Source organism: Planktothrix serta PCC 8927 (assembly GCF_900010725.2).
Classification (GTDB): Bacteria; Cyanobacteriota; Cyanobacteriia; order Cyanobacteriales; family Microcoleaceae; genus Planktothrix; species Planktothrix serta.
In genome coordinates, this window is the sequence record NZ_LR734871.1 from 16,997 (window position 1) to 34,225 (window position 17,229).

Annotated in this window: 20 protein-coding genes, 1 tRNA gene and 1 pseudogene; 14 read left to right on the top strand and 8 right to left on the bottom strand. The window is 39.6% G+C overall.

Annotated elements, in window-relative coordinates; translation table 11 throughout:
• Positions 1-57 precede the first annotated feature (57 nt).
• The 4 genes and pseudogenes from PL8927_RS13350 to PL8927_RS13365 all read left to right on the top strand — a co-directional run bounded on the left by PL8927_RS13350 (position 58) and on the right by PL8927_RS13365 (position 3,193).
• Positions 58-1,803: a sensor histidine kinase gene (locus tag PL8927_RS13350; protein ID WP_231506006.1), complete on the top strand. Its 1,746-nt coding sequence runs from the start codon at positions 58-60 to the stop codon at positions 1,801-1,803.
• Complete coding sequence (locus PL8927_RS13355) at positions 1,800-2,180, top strand: DUF4189 domain-containing protein (RefSeq protein WP_083622263.1); 381 nt, start codon at positions 1,800-1,802, stop codon at positions 2,178-2,180. The genes PL8927_RS13350 and PL8927_RS13355 overlap by 4 nt, the downstream gene beginning before the upstream one ends.
• Before the next feature lie 225 nt (positions 2,181-2,405).
• Positions 2,406-2,651 (top strand): annotated as a pseudogene (locus PL8927_RS28495) (hypothetical protein); the annotation flags it as partial.
• 356 nt (positions 2,652-3,007) lie between these two features.
• A complete protein-coding gene (locus PL8927_RS13365) occupies positions 3,008-3,193 on the top strand; it encodes a thioredoxin domain-containing protein (protein ID WP_083622265.1) in 186 nt (61 codons plus the stop codon).
• Between the two features lie 232 nt (positions 3,194-3,425).
• On the opposite strand, the gene PL8927_RS13370 is transcribed toward PL8927_RS13365, so the two are convergent.
• The 4 genes from PL8927_RS13370 to PL8927_RS13385 form a co-directional block, all read right to left on the bottom strand.
• The gene (locus tag PL8927_RS13370; protein ID WP_083622267.1) at positions 3,426-3,692 is read right to left on the bottom strand and encodes a type II toxin-antitoxin system RelE family toxin; all 267 of its coding nucleotides are present in this window, start codon (positions 3,690-3,692) and stop codon (positions 3,426-3,428) included.
• On the bottom strand, positions 3,692-3,898 hold the full coding sequence (locus PL8927_RS13375) for a hypothetical protein (RefSeq protein ID WP_083622270.1): 207 nt from the start codon (positions 3,896-3,898) through the stop codon (positions 3,692-3,694). Before PL8927_RS13375 ends, PL8927_RS13370 begins: the two co-directional genes overlap by 1 nt.
• Positions 3,899-4,125: 227 nt before the next feature.
• Complete coding sequence (locus tag PL8927_RS13380; RefSeq protein ID WP_083622272.1) at positions 4,126-4,359, bottom strand: hypothetical protein; 234 nt, start codon at positions 4,357-4,359, stop codon at positions 4,126-4,128.
• A 122-nt stretch (positions 4,360-4,481) separates the two neighbouring features.
• On the bottom strand, positions 4,482-4,706 hold the full coding sequence (locus PL8927_RS13385) for an addiction module protein (protein ID WP_083622275.1): 225 nt from the start codon (positions 4,704-4,706) through the stop codon (positions 4,482-4,484).
• A 331-nt stretch (positions 4,707-5,037) separates the two neighbouring features.
• Here PL8927_RS13385 and PL8927_RS13390 point away from each other — a divergent pair, with 331 nt between their 5' ends.
• From PL8927_RS13390 to secF, 3 genes are all read left to right on the top strand, one after another.
• Complete coding sequence (locus tag PL8927_RS13390) at positions 5,038-6,021, top strand: alpha-ketoacid dehydrogenase subunit beta (protein ID WP_083622277.1); 984 nt, start codon at positions 5,038-5,040, stop codon at positions 6,019-6,021.
• A gap of 145 nt (positions 6,022-6,166) precedes the next feature.
• The gene (gene secD, locus PL8927_RS13395) at positions 6,167-7,570 is read left to right on the top strand and encodes a protein translocase subunit SecD (RefSeq protein ID WP_083622279.1); all 1,404 of its coding nucleotides are present in this window, start codon (positions 6,167-6,169) and stop codon (positions 7,568-7,570) included.
• Positions 7,571-7,743: 173 nt separating this feature from the next.
• Positions 7,744-8,712, top strand: a complete 969-nt coding sequence (gene secF, locus PL8927_RS13400) for a protein translocase subunit SecF (RefSeq protein WP_083622280.1) — start codon at positions 7,744-7,746, stop codon at positions 8,710-8,712.
• A gap of 94 nt (positions 8,713-8,806) precedes the next feature.
• Here the strand turns inward: secF and aroH are convergent, their stop codons facing one another.
• The 4 genes from aroH to PL8927_RS13420 form a co-directional block, all read right to left on the bottom strand.
• Complete coding sequence (gene aroH / locus PL8927_RS13405; RefSeq protein ID WP_083622283.1) at positions 8,807-9,193, bottom strand: chorismate mutase; 387 nt, start codon at positions 9,191-9,193, stop codon at positions 8,807-8,809.
• Between the two features lie 176 nt (positions 9,194-9,369).
• Positions 9,370-10,164, bottom strand: a complete 795-nt coding sequence (locus PL8927_RS13410) for a TrmH family RNA methyltransferase (RefSeq protein ID WP_083622286.1) — start codon at positions 10,162-10,164, stop codon at positions 9,370-9,372.
• A gap of 58 nt (positions 10,165-10,222) precedes the next feature.
• Positions 10,223-10,306, bottom strand: a tRNA-Leu gene (locus PL8927_RS13415).
• A 241-nt stretch (positions 10,307-10,547) separates the two neighbouring features.
• Entirely contained in the window at positions 10,548-11,786 is a 1,239-nt protein-coding gene (locus PL8927_RS13420) for a vWA domain-containing protein (RefSeq protein WP_083622289.1), read from the bottom strand.
• 55 nt (positions 11,787-11,841) lie between these two features.
• Here PL8927_RS13420 and PL8927_RS13425 point away from each other — a divergent pair, with 55 nt between their 5' ends.
• From PL8927_RS13425 to PL8927_RS13455, 7 genes are all read left to right on the top strand, one after another.
• Positions 11,842-12,528 (top strand): ATP-dependent Clp protease proteolytic subunit, encoded by a 687-nt coding sequence (locus PL8927_RS13425; RefSeq protein WP_083622292.1) that lies wholly within the window; start codon positions 11,842-11,844, stop codon positions 12,526-12,528.
• Positions 12,529-12,558: 30 nt separating this feature from the next.
• The gene (locus tag PL8927_RS13430; RefSeq protein ID WP_083622295.1) at positions 12,559-13,173 is read left to right on the top strand and encodes an ATP-dependent Clp protease proteolytic subunit; all 615 of its coding nucleotides are present in this window, start codon (positions 12,559-12,561) and stop codon (positions 13,171-13,173) included.
• Between the two features lie 106 nt (positions 13,174-13,279).
• A complete protein-coding gene (locus PL8927_RS13435; RefSeq protein WP_083622300.1) occupies positions 13,280-13,900 on the top strand; it encodes a DnaJ domain-containing protein in 621 nt (206 codons plus the stop codon).
• Between the two features lie 163 nt (positions 13,901-14,063).
• A complete protein-coding gene (locus PL8927_RS13440; RefSeq protein ID WP_083622303.1) occupies positions 14,064-14,639 on the top strand; it encodes a nucleotidyltransferase family protein in 576 nt (191 codons plus the stop codon).
• Between the two features lie 138 nt (positions 14,640-14,777).
• Positions 14,778-15,551 carry a glycosyltransferase family 2 protein gene (locus PL8927_RS13445; protein WP_083622305.1) on the top strand — a complete coding sequence of 258 codons (774 nt, stop codon included), beginning with the start codon at positions 14,778-14,780 and terminating at the stop codon, positions 15,549-15,551.
• A gap of 55 nt (positions 15,552-15,606) precedes the next feature.
• Positions 15,607-16,296 (top strand): glycosyltransferase family A protein, encoded by a 690-nt coding sequence (locus tag PL8927_RS13450; protein WP_083622308.1) that lies wholly within the window; start codon positions 15,607-15,609, stop codon positions 16,294-16,296.
• Between the two features lie 29 nt (positions 16,297-16,325).
• Positions 16,326-17,225, top strand: a complete 900-nt coding sequence (locus tag PL8927_RS13455) for an SDR family NAD(P)-dependent oxidoreductase (RefSeq protein WP_083622310.1) — start codon at positions 16,326-16,328, stop codon at positions 17,223-17,225.
• The last annotated feature ends 4 nt before the right edge of the window (positions 17,226-17,229 follow it).

Here is a 17,229-nt window from a genome sequence, read left to right on the forward strand (position 1 = left end):
GAGATTGATTTATTTCTAAAAGTTATTTCTATATTTTACAATTTGTTTTGGTGCATAATGATGAATCAAATATTATTACCTACGCTCAGTGATCTTTTAGCTCAAGATGAAACCCATATCTTAAGTTGTTCATCTTTGCCTAAATCCTCCTGTAATTCCAACAATAATTCCCATCTTTCTTCTGGGGTTCAACGATATTTAAAAGCCGAAAAAGAATGGTATAGCGGAGTTCAATCTATCAATTATCTACTAGAAGAACTTCGATTAAATACTGATTCAATATCAGAACATATCATTTCCAATTCTCATCCTTTTAAACCCTTAGAAATTGATTCGCCGAATTCTGATCAGGCTAATTCCCTTGATTCTAACTCATTATCTCGTTTAGGATTAATTATTTCTGGCCCAGTTCCGGTTTTAATTCATCCCCATTTAGCCATTCATTTTGCAACTCAAATTTTTACCTCGGATCTCTCAAAACTGGGGGATGAATTAATATTAAAATTACGCCATCCTCTGGCTTTACTTCCCGCTTGTGAGGGAACTTCCACATCCATCCCTCAAACCTTAGCCTGTCCTTTACATGGGAAAGATCCCTTAGTGAAAGAACAGTTTTGTTTGGTTTTAACAACTCAATTTAGTTTAGTTATGGTATTGGGTCAAGATATAACCGGAAACCCAGCTTTTCTATTTTCCTTTAATCCTGATATTATTGAAAAAGCATTATTAATGCTGCGCGATCGCATGGATTTCATTCAAGGAACAGCAAACCGAGAGTTAGGAAGGTCAGTAGCAATACAAAAAGCCCAATTAGAGCAGAGCATTGCCCAATTTTCACCCATTGAACCCCATTATAAAACCGTCATGAAATTTAGCCGATTATTGTTAAACAATATAGGCTTAGATCCCGAAAAAAAAGTAGAATTAAGACCGTTAAAAAATAACTTAAAACCCGTTGAGATTACCGTTCCTAACCTAGCAAAAGTCGCTGAAAAAATTAGTTCAAAATCCTCGGCTTTCGTCCCAGAAACAACCCTTTTGGAGAATTCAATTCAAGCGGCGGAAGTCGAATTATTACAAGTAATTGCCCATGAAGTGCGGACACCCTTAGCCACAATTCGTACCTTAACACGATTGCTCTTAAAACGGCCAGATTTACCGCCAGAAGTTGTTCGTAAGCGTTTAGAAATGATTGATCAAGAATGTACAACCCAAATTGATCGCTTTAACCTCATTTTCCGGGCTGTTGAGTTAGAAATAGAACAACGGGACTTTTCCAGCCAAGGTGATCATCAAGAGAAACCTCTACCGTTAACAGCAATGTCATTAGGAGATGTTTTTCAAAGTAGCCTTCCTCGGTGGCAAAAACACACGAGTCAGCGTAACCAAACCTTAGAGGTGATTTTACCCCAGAAATTACCGACTGTGATCAGTGATCCTACTATGCTGGATCAAGTATTAACGGGAGTGATCGAAAATTTTACCCGTAGTCTTCCCGATGGTAGCCATATTCAAGTCGGGGTGAGATTAGCCGGACATCAGTTAAAGTTACAATTAGAATCCCATCCCCAACCGGAACAAGAGGGTGATTCTACATTTGCGGTATCTCCCCAATCTCCCTTAAAATCAATAGGGCCGTTGTTAATGTTCCAACCGGAAACCGGAAGTTTAAGCCTGAATCTGGCGGTAACAAAAAATCTATTTCATGCGTTGGGAGGGAAACTCGTTGTTAAACAGCGCCCTCAACAAAGGAACATTATGACGATTTATTTACCCTTACAAAATGCTGCGGAAACTGAATGAAAAAACAATTAATAAAACAACCTTTTCTATTAATTAGTGCTTCTGTTTTTATCCTTGAAGGTTTAATGGCCGGGGTCGCCCTAGCTCAACCGGATCATTATGGAGCGATCGCAACCTCAGCATCGGGAGGTTGGGGTTATGCTTACGATTATCCGACTCGACAACAAGCCGAACAAAAGGCATTGAGAGAATGCGGTAAATCCGATTGTCAAGTCCAGGTTTGGTTTAAAAATGCCTGTGGTGCGGTAGCTAAGAGTCCAGAAGGAAACCTCGGTTGGGGTTGGGCGAGCACTCCTGAACAAGCCCAAGCTTATGCTCTAACTGAATGTGGTACAGGGACTTGCAAAATTGAAACCTGGGCTTGTACAACCCGATAATTCAGTTCAATGGTTTTTATACGGGAGATCGTTAGCAACAGTCCACAACCAATTGTTAAGTATGTTTAAATTGAGATTTCAAAATTGCATTTCTCCCCAACCTTTCGTCCAGGTTCACCACAAAGCTAGGCTACTCTCTGATAATAAGTGCGATCGCCGATCTTGTAAGATGCGTTAACGAAGTGTAATGTGCTAATCCCCCCGTAAACCCTCAAAATAAAGCTCAAAAGCAATCTACCTTCAAAAGCATCCAACGATTCTTTACACATAGCACTAGCAACCGTCTATAGCTTAGATTATCTGCTAACCTGGAACTGTAGGCACATGGCAAATGCCCAAATTCAGCGCAAGCTGGCGCAGATTAGTTCCGATCTGGGTTATGTGTTGCCAATCATTTGCACACCCTGTCAGCACCCCGCTCTGAAGAGACGGGGCTTCATGCCTCTGATTTGGATAGCTGACCAGCCTTAGCCTTAACTGGCTACGTTATCGGGAAGCGTTAAAGTTCTTACCTTGGGATGCGAAGCTAGTCCCAAGCTCTAAAACTTGAAAGTTAAACAGTTTTACGAGGGGTAAGACCGTGCTTTTGAGATAGTACCGACCGATAACATTGGCGAAGCTAACATTACCCTAGCAATAGGAGTGGGAGAAATCCCAAAAAACCGGGAATCGGCAAATACAACAATTTTTGTCGATTCCCAATCCAATATTCAAGGGGAATAAATTCCCCTGAGTCGTTTTTCCTCCGCGCTCGCTTATAGACGCGGTTTCCAAACTTCCCATTTTTTTTATTATGAGTTTAGTGGATATAACCTAGAGGTCTAGTTATGTATAAAAATGAAATTCTTGATGAAATTCACAGTTATAGAGAAGAATACGCTCAATCGTTTCAATATGATTTGAGAGCGATTTTTAATGACTTACAACAGAAGCAACTGGCTCACAAAGATAGATTGGTTAAGTTACCAATTAAGCGATGGTCTAACAAATCACCGCACCCGACCGCAGGCTAAAGCATTCGATCAAACCGCAAAATCTATAGTGGAAGGTGAGTTCAGTCGTTAGGGGGAAATTGAGGTGCGATCGCTTTTTGGGGATGGGAAATTGAGGTGCGATCGCGCTTGGGAATGTAGGGAGTTTGTAGAGTGGGTAATTATAAAAGTTATTCGTTAGGAATCACCATTTAACGCTAATTGACTACTGTACAATTATGTTTATTGATTGGCAATCATACATTTTTATTAATCAAGGAAAAAATTTATAAATATCTTTTCGATGTAAAAATCTAGTAAAAATAATTGTATCTTCACTCAATTCTATCCCTATTCTATAGTTGCCTAAACGGATACGATAGAATGTATCATAACCTTGTAATTTTTTGAGATGATTAATTTCTGATAGGTTATCTGTTGTTTTACATTGAATGATTATTTGCTTTAACTCAGATAAAACTTTTTTATCTTTAATTTTCCTTAAATCTTTTTCAAATCTTGATTCAAATTTGATTTTCATTAATCTTCACTATCTAATAAAGCAAATATTTTTTCTTCAGAAACAAAATCATCTTGTCTTCCTTCTTTAATGGCATTAGCTAGAGAAATTTCCTCCACTGCTTCTAGGATAAGATCATAAAATAAATCTTTTCTTGTTTTAATAATTTCTACCATTATTTCTGTCAGCATTTCCTTTGTAGTTTCGTCATCAATTGATAATTTCATAATTTTACTGCAAGATTAAACAGTTTTGAATACTATTGTATTACGTTTTTAGACTTTCTGCAACCTATTTGTGCGATCGCTCTTATTCGTTTTTTCCACAGTTGAGGATCACGCTTAACATGAAAACAAGTGAATTTTAAAAATTTTAGTTTCATCTGAATTAATATCTTGAGTTCCTATAATATAAATATTAGTATCAAGGAATAATCTATTTAATTCAAGCATTTTTAAATTAGTCCTTTCTCTGTTAACATTTCTCTTTTAACTTGCTTAATTAAATCAAGAATTTTTTCTTTAGAATCATAACCTTTCTCTCTAGCAATTTGACGCATAAATTCGAGTTCATCAGGTTCATTTTCAGCTAAAATCACTAAATTAACTTCTCCATTACTAAAATCAGGGGGAATTGTAGCCGTTACTGTCCCATTGTTGACTATTCCTTTTGTTTGGATAATTCTCATTGCACATTCCTCTTTAATAATAAACTCCAGATCATTATAACATTTTTGGATAGCTTGTAACCTTGTTACACTGATAATAAGCCTCATCTAAATCTAATTCAGCTTCCTCTGAGATTTTAATTTTATATGTCATCTTTAATAATTCTTCGCTTAACGACTTCCCAAGATTTGCCTTTATTTTCAATATTTTGATAAGATGCTAAACGCCGATCTAATTCCTGTTTCTGAGATTGAGTTAAAGGAATTTGATCAGCATCCATAACAACACTATCCCAAATTTCTTCTATTAATTGAAGCTTTTCGGGAATAGTTAGGGGTAAAATTTGTTCAGATAATAGACTATTCATAATAAAAAAATGGAAAGTTTGGAAACCGCGTCTCTTCAGAGCCGGGTGCTGACAGTTTTACTGCAAGACAAGATTAAACAGTTTTTGATGCTATTATATTACGTTTTTAAGCCTTCTGCAACCTAGTTGTGCGATCGCTTTTGTGGGAAAATCGAGGTGCGATCGCCCATATTGAGAATCGGTAATAATGACGCTTGATAGGTCGTTGCGAGGAAAGTTCCCAAACCCTAGTGGGACTCAAACCTAAAAAGCATAATTAGAATAAGGAGGCTTTAAACTCAATCTTTTGGTAAGATTAGCTGTGATCCACACTTGCTTATCAACAATTGCAATGGCACCAACCCTACTTTTTAATGCCCTGAGACAAGCAACCGATGAAGAAATGGCCCATGACCCCAGAGTGTTTGTGTTAGGGGAAGATGTGGGTCACTATGGCGGTTCCTACAAAGTCACGAAAGACCTCTGTGAAAAATATGGGGACTTGCGGGTTTTAGACACTCCCATTGCAGAAAATAGTTTTACCGGAATGGCTGTTGGGGCTGCAATGACGGGGTTACGACCGATTATTGAAGGGATGAACATGGGGTTTTTGTTACTCGCCTTCAACCAAATTGCCAATAACGGGGGGATGTTGCGCTATACCTCTGGAGGCAATTTTAAAATGCCTTTGGTAATTCGTGGCCCTGGGGGTGTGGGGCGTCAATTGGGTGCGGAACACTCTCAACGCTTAGAATCCTATTTCCAGTCTGTTCCAGGGCTAAAAATGGTCGCCTGTTCGACTCCTTATAACGCTAAAGGGTTACTGAAAGCGGCAATTAGAGATGATAATCCGGTTCTGTTTTTTGAGCACGTTCTGTTATATAACCTTAAAGAAGATATCCCCGACGAAGAATATATTGTCCCGATTGATAAAGCGGAAGTGGTGAGACAGGGGAAAGATGTCACGATTCTGACCTATTCTCGGATGCGTCATCATGTTATGCAAGCGGTTCCTGCTTTGGTGAAACAAGGTTATGATCCTGAAGTGATTGATTTAATTTCTCTTAAACCCTTAGATTTTGACACGATTGGTGAATCCATCTGCAAAACCCATCGGGTGATTATCGTTGAAGAATGTATGAAAACCGGGGGACTGGGGGCAGAAATTACCGCTTCAATTAATGATCGTCTTTTTGATGAATTGGATGCACCTGTATTAAGATTGGCGTCTCAAGATATTCCCACACCTTATAATGGTGCTTTAGAACGACTAACTATTGTGCAACCGGAGCAAATTGTTGAAGGGGTTCAAAAAATTATGAGTAAGAAATTTTAATCAGTTATCAGTTATCAGTTATCAGTGTAGAGACGTGCCCTGGCGCGTCTGTACGAGTTAAGAGTTAAGAGTTAAGAGTTAATCAACTGTCTACTTCTTGACTAATTACTGATTACTGATTACCAATTACTGATTACTGATTAAAATGCGAAAACAACGTTCTGTTTTAATTCTGATTTTGGTGATGATTATCGTCTCCATTGTTGTCATTGCTAATCGTCCCTTCCGCTTGGGTTTAGACTTGCGGGGAGGTTCTCAACTGACGATTCAATTAAAACCTTCAGAAGCGGTTCCAACAATTGATGAACGGGTTTTAACCTCGGTTCAAAGTGTGATTGAAAACCGGGTAAATGAACTGGGAGTCTCCGAAGCGGTGGTGCAAACGGTGGGACAGGATCAAATTGTTGTGCAGTTACCTGGGGTGAATAATCCTGAAGAAGCAGAACGAGTTTTAGGAGGAACGGCGCAATTAGATTTCCGAGAACAAAAACCGGGAACGGAACAACAACTTCCAGTGGAATTGCAAGTCCAACAAGGAATTAAACAACAAATTGAAGACGCTAAAAAAAAGGCAGATTCTCAAGCTTTAGCCACCGCTATTGAATCGTTGAATAAGAGTAATGAAGCGATCGCTCAACTCTATAATAACCCTCTTCTTCGAGGACAAGATTTAAAAGATGCCTATCCTGAACCCGTACAAGGAGGAGGAAACTGGAATATTGGTTTAGTCTTTAGTCCTGAAGGAGGTGATAAATTCGCGGAACTGACGAAAAATTTAGCCGGAACTGGACGAACAATTGGTATTTTTCTGGATAATGATTTATTAAGTGCTCCGTCGGTGCCGGTAGATTTTGCGGATACGGGAATTACCGGAGGTCGAGCCGTAATTACAGGCCGATTTACCGCCGAAGATGCCAATGCTTTAGCCGTACAATTGCGGGGTGGAGCCTTACCTGTTCCTGTGGAAATTGTGGAAAATCGTACCGTTGGCGCTACCCTGGGACGAGATAGTATTCAACGCAGTATTTATGCTGGGGTAACGGGTTTAATTTTAGTCCTGATTTTCATGGTAGTTTATTATCGATTACCGGGATTAATAGCGGATTTTTCCTTATTAATTTATGCGTTATTAAGTTTAGCTCTGTTTAATTTATTGGGTGTGACTTTAACGTTACCCGGAATTGCGGGATTTATTCTGAGTATCGGGATGGCGGTGGATGCTAATGTTCTGATTTTTGAACGCACTCGTGAAGAATTGAAAGCGGGAAAAACCCTTTATCGTTCTGTAGAATCGGGCTTTTATCGAGCGTTTAGTAGCATTTTAGATGGTAATGTAACTACGGTTATTGCTTGTATTGCCCTATTTTGGTTTGGAACAGGATTAGTCAAAGGATTTGCCTTGACATTAGGATTAGGGGTGGTGGTGAGTATGTTAACAGCAATTACTTGTAGTCGCAGTTTCCTTTTCCTAGTTCTTGATTTCCCAGAGTTAAGAAAACCGGAATTTTTCTGTCCCAATGTTGTGAAAAAATCAGTAATTAGTAATTAGGGAACAGGGAACAGGGAACAGGGAACAGGGAACAGTCGTAGGGGCGGGGTTCCCCCCATCGGTGTCAACTTAACGCCAAAAGCCTTGAAATAAATTTCAGGCTAAAAGCTTAAANCGATGGGTTCCCCCGCCCGTAACAGTCAACAGTCAACACCTCAACAGTTAACAAATTTATGGCTTTTAGTGTTATTAAACAACGCAATTTATGGTGGGCGATTTCCGGTGCAATTATTCTAGCGGGAATCATTGCTATGGGGATTTCTTGGACTCGCCCGGATATTGGCGCACCGTTACGTCCGGCTTTAGATTTTGTGGGAGGAACTCGTCTTCAGTTAGAACTCGATTGTTCTGTTCCCAATAATTGTAACGGCCCGATTGAGATTACTGAGGTTCGGGAAGTTTTAGCGACTCAAGGATTAGCGAATAGTTCAATTCAACTGTTAGATAAAGATTCGGGTCAAAAAGATAAGCAAATTGTTTCTATTCGGACAAAAAATTTAAACGTTGAAGAACGTTCAAACCTACAAAATGCTTTAAGTCAAAAAATCGGAGTCTTTGACCCGAAAGGAATTCAAATTGATACCGTAGGCCCCACCATTGGCCGTCAAATTTTTATATCGGGATTAACGGCTTTATTATTAGCTTTTGCGGGAATTACGGTTTATTTAACCTTTCGGTTTAAGTTAGATTATGCCTTTTTTGCCTTTGTTGCTTTATTCCATGATGTTCTGGTTACACTGGGAATTTTTTCAATTTTAGGTTTGTTTTTAGGTGTAGAAGTTGATAGTTTATTTTTGGTTTCCCTCTTGACAATTGTGGGATTTTCTGTTAATGATACGGTGGTGATTTATGACCGGGTTCGAGAAGTGATTGCCCGAAATCCCGAACTTCATATTAATCAAGTGGTGGATGAGGCAGTAGAACAAACTTTAACTCGATCCATTAACACCACATTAACGACTCTGTTGCCCTTAATTTGTATTTTCCTGTTTGGGGGTGAAACTCTGAAATATTTTGCTTTAGCATTATTAGTGGGCTTCATTGCCGGGGCTTATTCCAGTATTTTTATTGCTAGTACAATGTTAGCCTGGTGGCGCGATCGCAAACCCGCTTCTGTGTCTTTAGCAACCGAAAAAGATTAAATTGTGTTGGTTGTTGGTTGTTGGTTGTTGGTTGTCTCAGTTGTCAGCCAACAGTCAACAGTCAACAGTCAACAGTCAACAATTTTCAAGAAGTTCAAGAATGATGAACAGGAGTTAAATTCCAGTCGGGACGGAGGTTTTTTGCCCCTCTTAAATAGGGATGATAAACTTGAGTTTGGATGGGTAAGTTAAGATGAATTAAGAAGCGAATACACTTTTCTAAACTGCCTTCGACGTGCATTTGTTGAACATCTAATAAAGGAACATTGTGCCAAAGGGGACGTTCACGAGCGATCGCGGCGGGAAAAATAGCATCTAAATCTTTAGTAACAGAAAAAGTCAGACTAATAATTTCATCAGGATCAAGTTGATTACGGGTTTCTAATTCATCTAATAATTCTATGACCGCTTCTCGAATGGCTGCAACCGAATTTTCTGAAACCGTCGTTGCGCCACGAATTGCACGAACTCGCCAGTCCACAAATAGAATCCTCCGATATTGAGATGTTCATCGTTCCCAGTGTAGCAAGAGAGGGAAACAGCCAAAAAGATTATCAAGAATCAAATCAATCGGATTTCAAAATTCACAGCCTACTTTTCCTCCATAATTTTCAAACATGAAACAGCCCGACTCTGAAACCCGACACCTGTTAACCGTCAACCGTCAACCGTCAACACCCCTCTTCTTTGGCGTTGAGCTTCATAGAGCATCAGGGCGACACTAATCCCAACATTCAGGGATTCAACCCCTCGCTGTAAGGGAATTTGAACCTGATGATGGGCTAAGGCTTGAAGGTCGGGAGACAGTCCAGCGCCTTCATTGCCAAATATCATCAGGGTCGGTTGAGTAAAATCTAATTCCCAATAGGAAATAGAAGCCTGGGGAACAGTCGCTACAATTTGTAATCCTGGTTGCTGAAAATTAGTAATATCAGCCATTAAACTCGAAGATACTGTTTTATTTAAGCGGAACCAAGCGCCCGCAGAGGCTCTTAAAACTTTAGGGTGATCCAAATCTACACTATCGGCACTCAACCACAACCCGTCTACACCTGCGGCGGTGGCTGTCCGAATAATAGTTCCTAAGTTACCAGGATCTTGCACAGTTTCTAAGGCGATGCCTAAACCCTCAAGGGTGTGGGGTTTAGAGGGCATTCGAGGCGCTAAGGCAATGACTCCATCGGGGTGAACGGTTGTAGCGATCGCTTCCAATACTTCTGGACTGACCAATTCAAAGCGCTGGGAACACTGGCCTAAAACCTCCGATAGGAGTTGATGACGCTCTTGCCAAACAGGAGTACAACAGACCGTTGTTAACGGATATTCCACCGCACAGGCTGCTTCGACTAAGTGGGTTCCTTCCAATAAAAATAACTGTTGTTCTTTTCGTCCCTTAGCTTGGTGGAGCTTGCGAATTTGCTTCACCAAGGGATTTTGCAGACTGGTTAACATAAAACCCTGATTCCTAAACGATAATAGGGGCGCGGAAACCACGCCCCTACCTGTTAGATGCGGAACCCGGGACTTGAACCCGGAAGTCTTTGCAAACACTAGAACCTGAATCTAGCGCGTCTACCAATTCCGCCAGTTCCGCTTTTTTATTGATTTATTCGCACAATTATTAATCTTGTCATGGTTTTGGAAATTTGTCAATCCCTTTTTCGATTTAATTATAGTAGGGAGTAGGGAACAGGGAACAGGGAACAGGGAACAGGGAACAGGGAACAGGGGGACAGGGGATAAGGGGATAAGGGGACAAGGGATCGAGAGTTATTTTTACTCCCCACAAAAACCGATGATTTGCAGTTAGGTGTGAGGAGTAATGTTTAAGTGTATTATTTCAAAACGGTTTTAGAGACAATTCGGGTTTTCTTCTGATCAGCTTCCGATAATTCTTCCCCAGATTGTAATTTTGTCGCGCTGGTTTGAAGTACCGTTGCTGCGCTTTTATCTCCCATTTGTAAAGCGGTTTTAGCCGCAGTTTGTAACATCGTTGCTGCTCCAGCGCGATCGCCTTGTTGGAGTTTCGTTTCCGCAATTTGAGTTTGACGATATTTGGCTAGAGCTAAAATTTGTTGTTGAACAAAGGGATCAGATTTCGGTTGATAGGAATTGACAAAATTACCTTCTACTAGAATCGGATCAGAATATAAATTTTGTAAGTCTAATGATGGATCATCATAACGAATTTGCACTTGGGCGATCGCTTGTTTTCCTTCAGAAAATTTACCAAAATATAAATTAGCTAAAACCACCCGATCGATATCTTTCATCACATCCCCTAAACGGACAATCCATTTATCTCCTTCTTTTTGGATCGGTAATTCTATCGTATCAGGGGCAACTTGGGCAATGGGTTTGAGTTCAGCTAACCGCACACTTGGCATTAAATCCAAGAGTAAATAAGCATTAGTTAACCCCACCGACTGCATTTTATTAAACAAACGACTAAATTCATCTAACGCTTGTTCAGGATGTTCAATATAAGCTAAAGTTCCCCCGGCTGCATCAGCAATTTCTTCTAAGACATCGGAGTTCCAATCTTCCCCAAATCCCAAGGTATTGATTGTTAAGTTATAAGTAGCAGCGAGTTGGGCTAATTTTAAACAGCGAGTATTGTCACCGTGTTCGTTTTCGCCATCGGTTAATAAAAAGGCTTGGGAAATTCGTTCGGCTTTGCCTTTGCCCAATTCCTCAATGCCTAATTTTAGGCCTTCATCAATGGCCGTTCCCCCGGATGTTTTTAAGGCTTTAATTTTACATTTAATATTTTCCAAATCTTGAATATCTTGATTGGGAATTAATACTTTTGCACGATGATCAAATGTTATAATTGAAATGCGATCGCCGGGTTTTAATCGATCCACTAACTCGATCGCCGCCTGTTTGACGGTTTCCAGAGGTTTTCCACTCATGGAACCGCTATGATCTAAGATCAGGCACAAATTCAAAGGGACATCAGCATCAGTTTGAGAAGGAAAGGCCGAAATGGAGATCGCAAGCTGACGTTGACTCGTAGCCTGGGAGACATCGAAGTTGGGATCGCTAAGAATCGCTTGCAAACTGACTTTCATAGGATTACCTGGAGTTGCGTTACTATTTTTATAAGTTTAAGGATGAGAATTCCTCATGAGAGAACCCATTCAAGCTGTGCAATCGGCATATTCTTACACCGATAGCCCGATTCGGACTCCCCCCCCAGATTTGGAATCCCTTCTATTGAAGGAAAGGATTGTCTATCTGGGACTTCCCCTGTATTCGTCCGATGACATCAAACGTCAAGTGGGGATTGATGTCACTGAACTGATTATCGCTCAACTGCTTTACTTACAGTTTGACGATCCAGAGAAACCCATCTATTTCTACATCAACTCGACGGGAACTTCCTGGTATGGAGGGGATGCAATTGGGTTTGAAACGGAGGCCTTTGCTATTTGCGATACCCTCGGCTATATTAAACCTCCCGTTCATACCATTTGTATTGGTCAAGCCATGGGAACTGCTGCCATGATTTTAGCAGCCGGAACTAAAGGTTTTCGGGCAAGTTTACCGAATGCCACCATTGTTTTAAATCAAGCCAAAAGTGGGGCAAGAGGTCAAGCAACGGATATTCAAATTCGGGCGAAGGAAGTTCTTGATAACAAGAGGACGATGTTAGAAATTTTGGCAAAAAGTACCGGACAAACGGTGGCAAAAATTACCAAAGATACCGATCGGATGTTCTATTTAACGCCGGATGAAGCCAAGGAATATGGTTTGATTGACCGGGTGTTAAAAAGTCGCAAAGAACTACCTTCATTGGTGGCAACGGTTTAAAATTCATCTAACTTCAAAAGGGGTAAAGCTATGCCTATTGGGATTCCGAGTGTTCCTTATCGTCTTCCGGGTAGTCAATACGAAAGATGGATTGATATTTATACCCGTTTGGGTGTAGAACGAATTTTATTTTTGGGTCAAGAAGTCACCGATGGGTTAGCAAATCGGATTGTCGCCCAAATGCTGTATTTAGATGCGGAGGATTCTAATAAACCCATTTATTTGTATATCAATTCTCCGGGGGGATCGGTAACAGCAGGTATGGCGATTTACGATACCATGCAATACATTAAAGCCGATGTGGTTACAATTTGTGTGGGTTTAGCTGCGTCAATGGGGGCGTTTTTATTAGCGGCCGGAAGCCCCGGAAAACGTTTGGCTTTACCTCATGCTCGGATTATGATTCACCAACCTTTAGGAGGGGCAAGGGGTCAAGCAACGGATATCGAAATTGAAGCCAGAGAAATTTTGAGAATCCGCAGCTTATTGAATGAGATTTTAGTCAGTCGTACCGGGCAAACCTTGGAAAAAATTCAGAAAGATACGGATCGAGATTATTTCCTTTCTGCCCCGGAAGCGAAGGATTATGGTTTAATTGACCAAGTGATTGAAGAACGGGTTCCGGTGGCATTAACCGCAGGTTAACCGTTTATTATTCACAACAATTGGTGGGCAAAACCCACCAATTCACCCTCCAATTGTTTTTCTATTTCCCCTCCCATATTGATCAAAGTCACTGATAGAATTAGTGATGGATACAACAGATTATTATCGACAATTAGGCTTAAGATTCGGCGCCAGTTTAGAGGCGGTGAAATCGTCTTATCGGAAGTTAGCCAGACAATATCATCCTGATGTAAATCCGGGGAATGAAGCCGCCAGAGACAAGTTTATGGCGATCACAGAAGCTTATAAATTTTTGTTAACCGTAGCCAAACCAGAAGCGGAATTAGAACCTGTAACGGCTTCGACTAAACCCGGAGGATCTCAGTCGGGATTTTCTCATTATCAAGCTCCAAAAGTTAAAATTACAGCTAAAAGTCCACCGATTCAATTTAATGTTGAATTAACAAAAGAAGAACAAAAAATTAAACAAAGTTCTTATTTAGAGTTACAAAATCTATTAAAATATAAGCGTTTTCCCCGTGCGATCGCTTTAATTGAAGGGTTAGCCCAACGCATTCCCCATGACCCCGAAATTCGCCAATGGCAAGCCATTTCCTATCAACGTTGGGGACGACAATTAATTGCAGAAAAGCAGGTAGAAAAAGCTAGAAATTATTTAAAGAAAGCGTTAAAAACCGATCCCCATAATCGGGCATTATGGGCAGAAGTGGAACGAGATTTTAGGCAGTTAGAGAAAATTTATTAGCCTCTCTATTCCCGTGATTAATTTTAGGGAAATAGCTCTAGGTCTACAGTTTTTTTGGAAATAGTATTCTGAGCAAGGGGAATTTAGATAGGTATTACTCACAACTTGCGTTAATCCATAACTTAGGTTACTAATGAAGTTATAGCCAGACAATTGGAGTCAAATGTTACTAAAATCAACGGGTTTGTCTTCATCGGTAGGAATTCAGCCTGAATTAGAAATATTGCTAATTTGTGCTAACACTCAGGTAGACACCAAAAGCAGAGAGCGACTGAAAATTCTACTGCAAGAGAATATAGATTGGGCAGAGTTAATCCAGATGGCAAATCAACATAAGGTGATGCCACTTTTGTACTCAAACCTAAACGCCATTTGTCCAGAATCTGTTCCCAAACCGATTTTGACAAAGTTAAAAATAGAGTTTCAGTTTAATACTCGCAAAAGCCTTTTATTGAGTGGTGAACTGGTTAGAATACTGAATTTATTTGAAAAACAAGGAATCCCCCTTCTTCCGTTTAAAGGGCCTGTATTAGCGGTTTCTGCTGCGGATCTGTTAAAAGCAGATAATCATCAAAAAACCTTAGATCAAATTTTTGATTATTTGGAGATTGAATCTAATCCTATCAAAACTAACTTAAAAAAAGTTTCTAGTAACCATCTATCAAATGACATCAAAAACTATCAAGAATTGGTAGATTTTATTAACACAACAGATTATAGCCATTTTCTAGAAAATTAGTTAATGAAGATGGTGGCACAATGCTTAAAATTTACGATAGGGAAATCGATCAAATGGAAATGTCAGAAATTGTCGGAGCAAAATAAAGTCTCTTGAGCGTAAACGCAATTCTAAAGTAGTTAAAAAGGAGTTAGAGTAATGGCGGAAAATGAATCTCTTGTATCTGTAATCATACGAGTTTACAACGGCGATCGCTATCTGGCTGAAGCAATCGAAAGTGTTTTGGCACAGACCTATCGACCAATCGAGGTTATCGTAGTTGATGATGGTTCGACAGATAAAACTGCGGAAATAGCTGCCCAATTCAAAGACTGTATCCGCTATATTTATCAGCAAAATAGTGGGCCAGCAGCGGCTCGTAATCACGGTATAAAAATAGCCAATGGTGACGTAATTGCCTTCTTAGATGTTGACGATCTCTGGTCGGATGATAAACTGAAACTGGAAGCAAATTACTTAGCAGATAATCCCTCAGTAGAAATTGTACAAGGATTAATCCAAAACCTGAAAATTTCTCACTTGACAAATGACAATATAGAGATATTTGAAAAAGAGTATCATCCCTATAATTACATTAACTTAGGGAGCGGATTGTATCGTAAATTAGTTTTTGATAAAATTGGCTTATTTGATGAATCTCTACGCTATGCAGAAGATGTTGATTGGTTTATTAGAGCCTGGGAAAATAGTATATCTAAGGTTGTCTTAAAGCAGGTAACGCTGTTTTATCGAAAGCACCGGGAAAATATGACTGTGGGGAAAACTTTAACTGAGTTGGGGTTCGTTAGGATATTTAAAAAACATCTTGATAGGTGCAGAAAAAAAGGAACTTCTCCCCGTAGTGTATTGCCAGGAATGCCAACTATTAATGAATACTTGGGTGCGCCTCCTAACACTCCAAAAATATCTTAAAAAAAGCCAAATTGCTCCGACAAATTTTAACAATTAAGTAAAAGGATATCTGCGAATGGAAAATAATTTTTTAGTCAGCGTCATTATTCCAGTTTATAACTGTGAAAAGTATCTAGCAGAAGCGATTGAAAGCGTACTAGCTCAAACTTATCAGCCACTAGAAATTATTGTAATAGATGATGGTTCAACTGATGGTAGTGCAGAAGTAGCAAAGCGCTTTGGTACTACAATCCAATACTGTTTTCAAGCCAATAGCGGTACGGCGGCGGCTCGTAATCGAGGCATAGAATTAGCCAAAGGCGATTTTTTTGCCTTTCTCGACGCAGATGACCTTTGGGTAAAAGATAAATTAACCAACCAAATGGCAGCATTTACAAATAACCCCAATCTTGATGTCATATACGGACAGGTTCAACAGTTTATTAGTCAAGACTTGGCCGAGAATCTGAAAGCCAAACTACAGGTTTCTCCTAAATTAGTACCAGGACATATTCCCTCAGCATTGCTGATCAAACGGGAGTCTTTTTTTGAAGTTGGCTTATTTGAAACTCAGTGGAAAATAGCCGAATTTGCTAGTTGGCAGATTCGTGTTACAGAGCTAGGACTCCAGACGATGATGTTACCCGAATTAGTAGCCAAGCGGCGACTGCATGAAACCAATAAGGGAATTAAACAACGCGAATACCAAACTGAATATCTTCAGATTTTGAAAGCATCACTAGACCGTCGCCGCGCTAAAAGTTAGGCTATTGAAATGAGCTATGATTGACGGATATGAATTTCAAAACTCGGCTAAACAACATTAAAACTCGTTTCAAAGCTGCATCTAAAGCCTTCCTCAATCCGATGCCTACGCTCAAACCAAAAGTTTTTGTCAAAACAGTAGAGCCTTTGGTTGTTTTAGATAATCAGCTTTTAGCTGGAAAAAATGTCTTGATTACCGGAGCCGCAAGAAATATTGGTAGAAGTATTGCGATTGAAATGGCAAAACAAGGCGCCAATATTTTCTTCACCGATATTGTTGAGGAAGAATGTTTAAAGTTAGAAAAAGAATTAAATACTTATTTAGTTAAGGTAAAAGGATTTGTTTCAGATATATTAAAGCCTGAAGATATTGATCGCTTATATAGCATTTTGGATGAAAACAAAATTATAATCGATATTCTTGTCAATAATGTAGGCATTCAATTTGAAACGAGCGGGATAAATAACTTGAATTTGGAAGAATGGCAAAAAACTTTTCAAACCAATATCTTTGGGCCAATGTACCTTACCAAATCGATCTCCAAAATGATGGTGAGTAATTCTATTCAGGGTTCTATTATTTTCCTAACTTCTATACATGGAGAAATACTTATCCGTTGGCCTAGTTATAGTTCTTCAAAAGCAGCATTAGGCATGATTATCAAAGAATTAGCGGTCGAATTTGCTCCCTACGGAATTAGAATAAATGGAATTGCTCCCGGTTGGGTTGTAGAAGATGAGCAAGGAAATCCATTCAGCCACGAGTATACACCCCTGAATAAAAGTTCTATTAATCCTTGTTATATCGGCAGAGCAGCTGTTTATCTAGCTTCTGATTATTTTTCCAGGTTTACTACTGGTAGTATCATTAAAATTGATGGGGGATTATCGTTATTTCATTATCGTGTATTTCAGCAGCCACCCCAATAAAAAA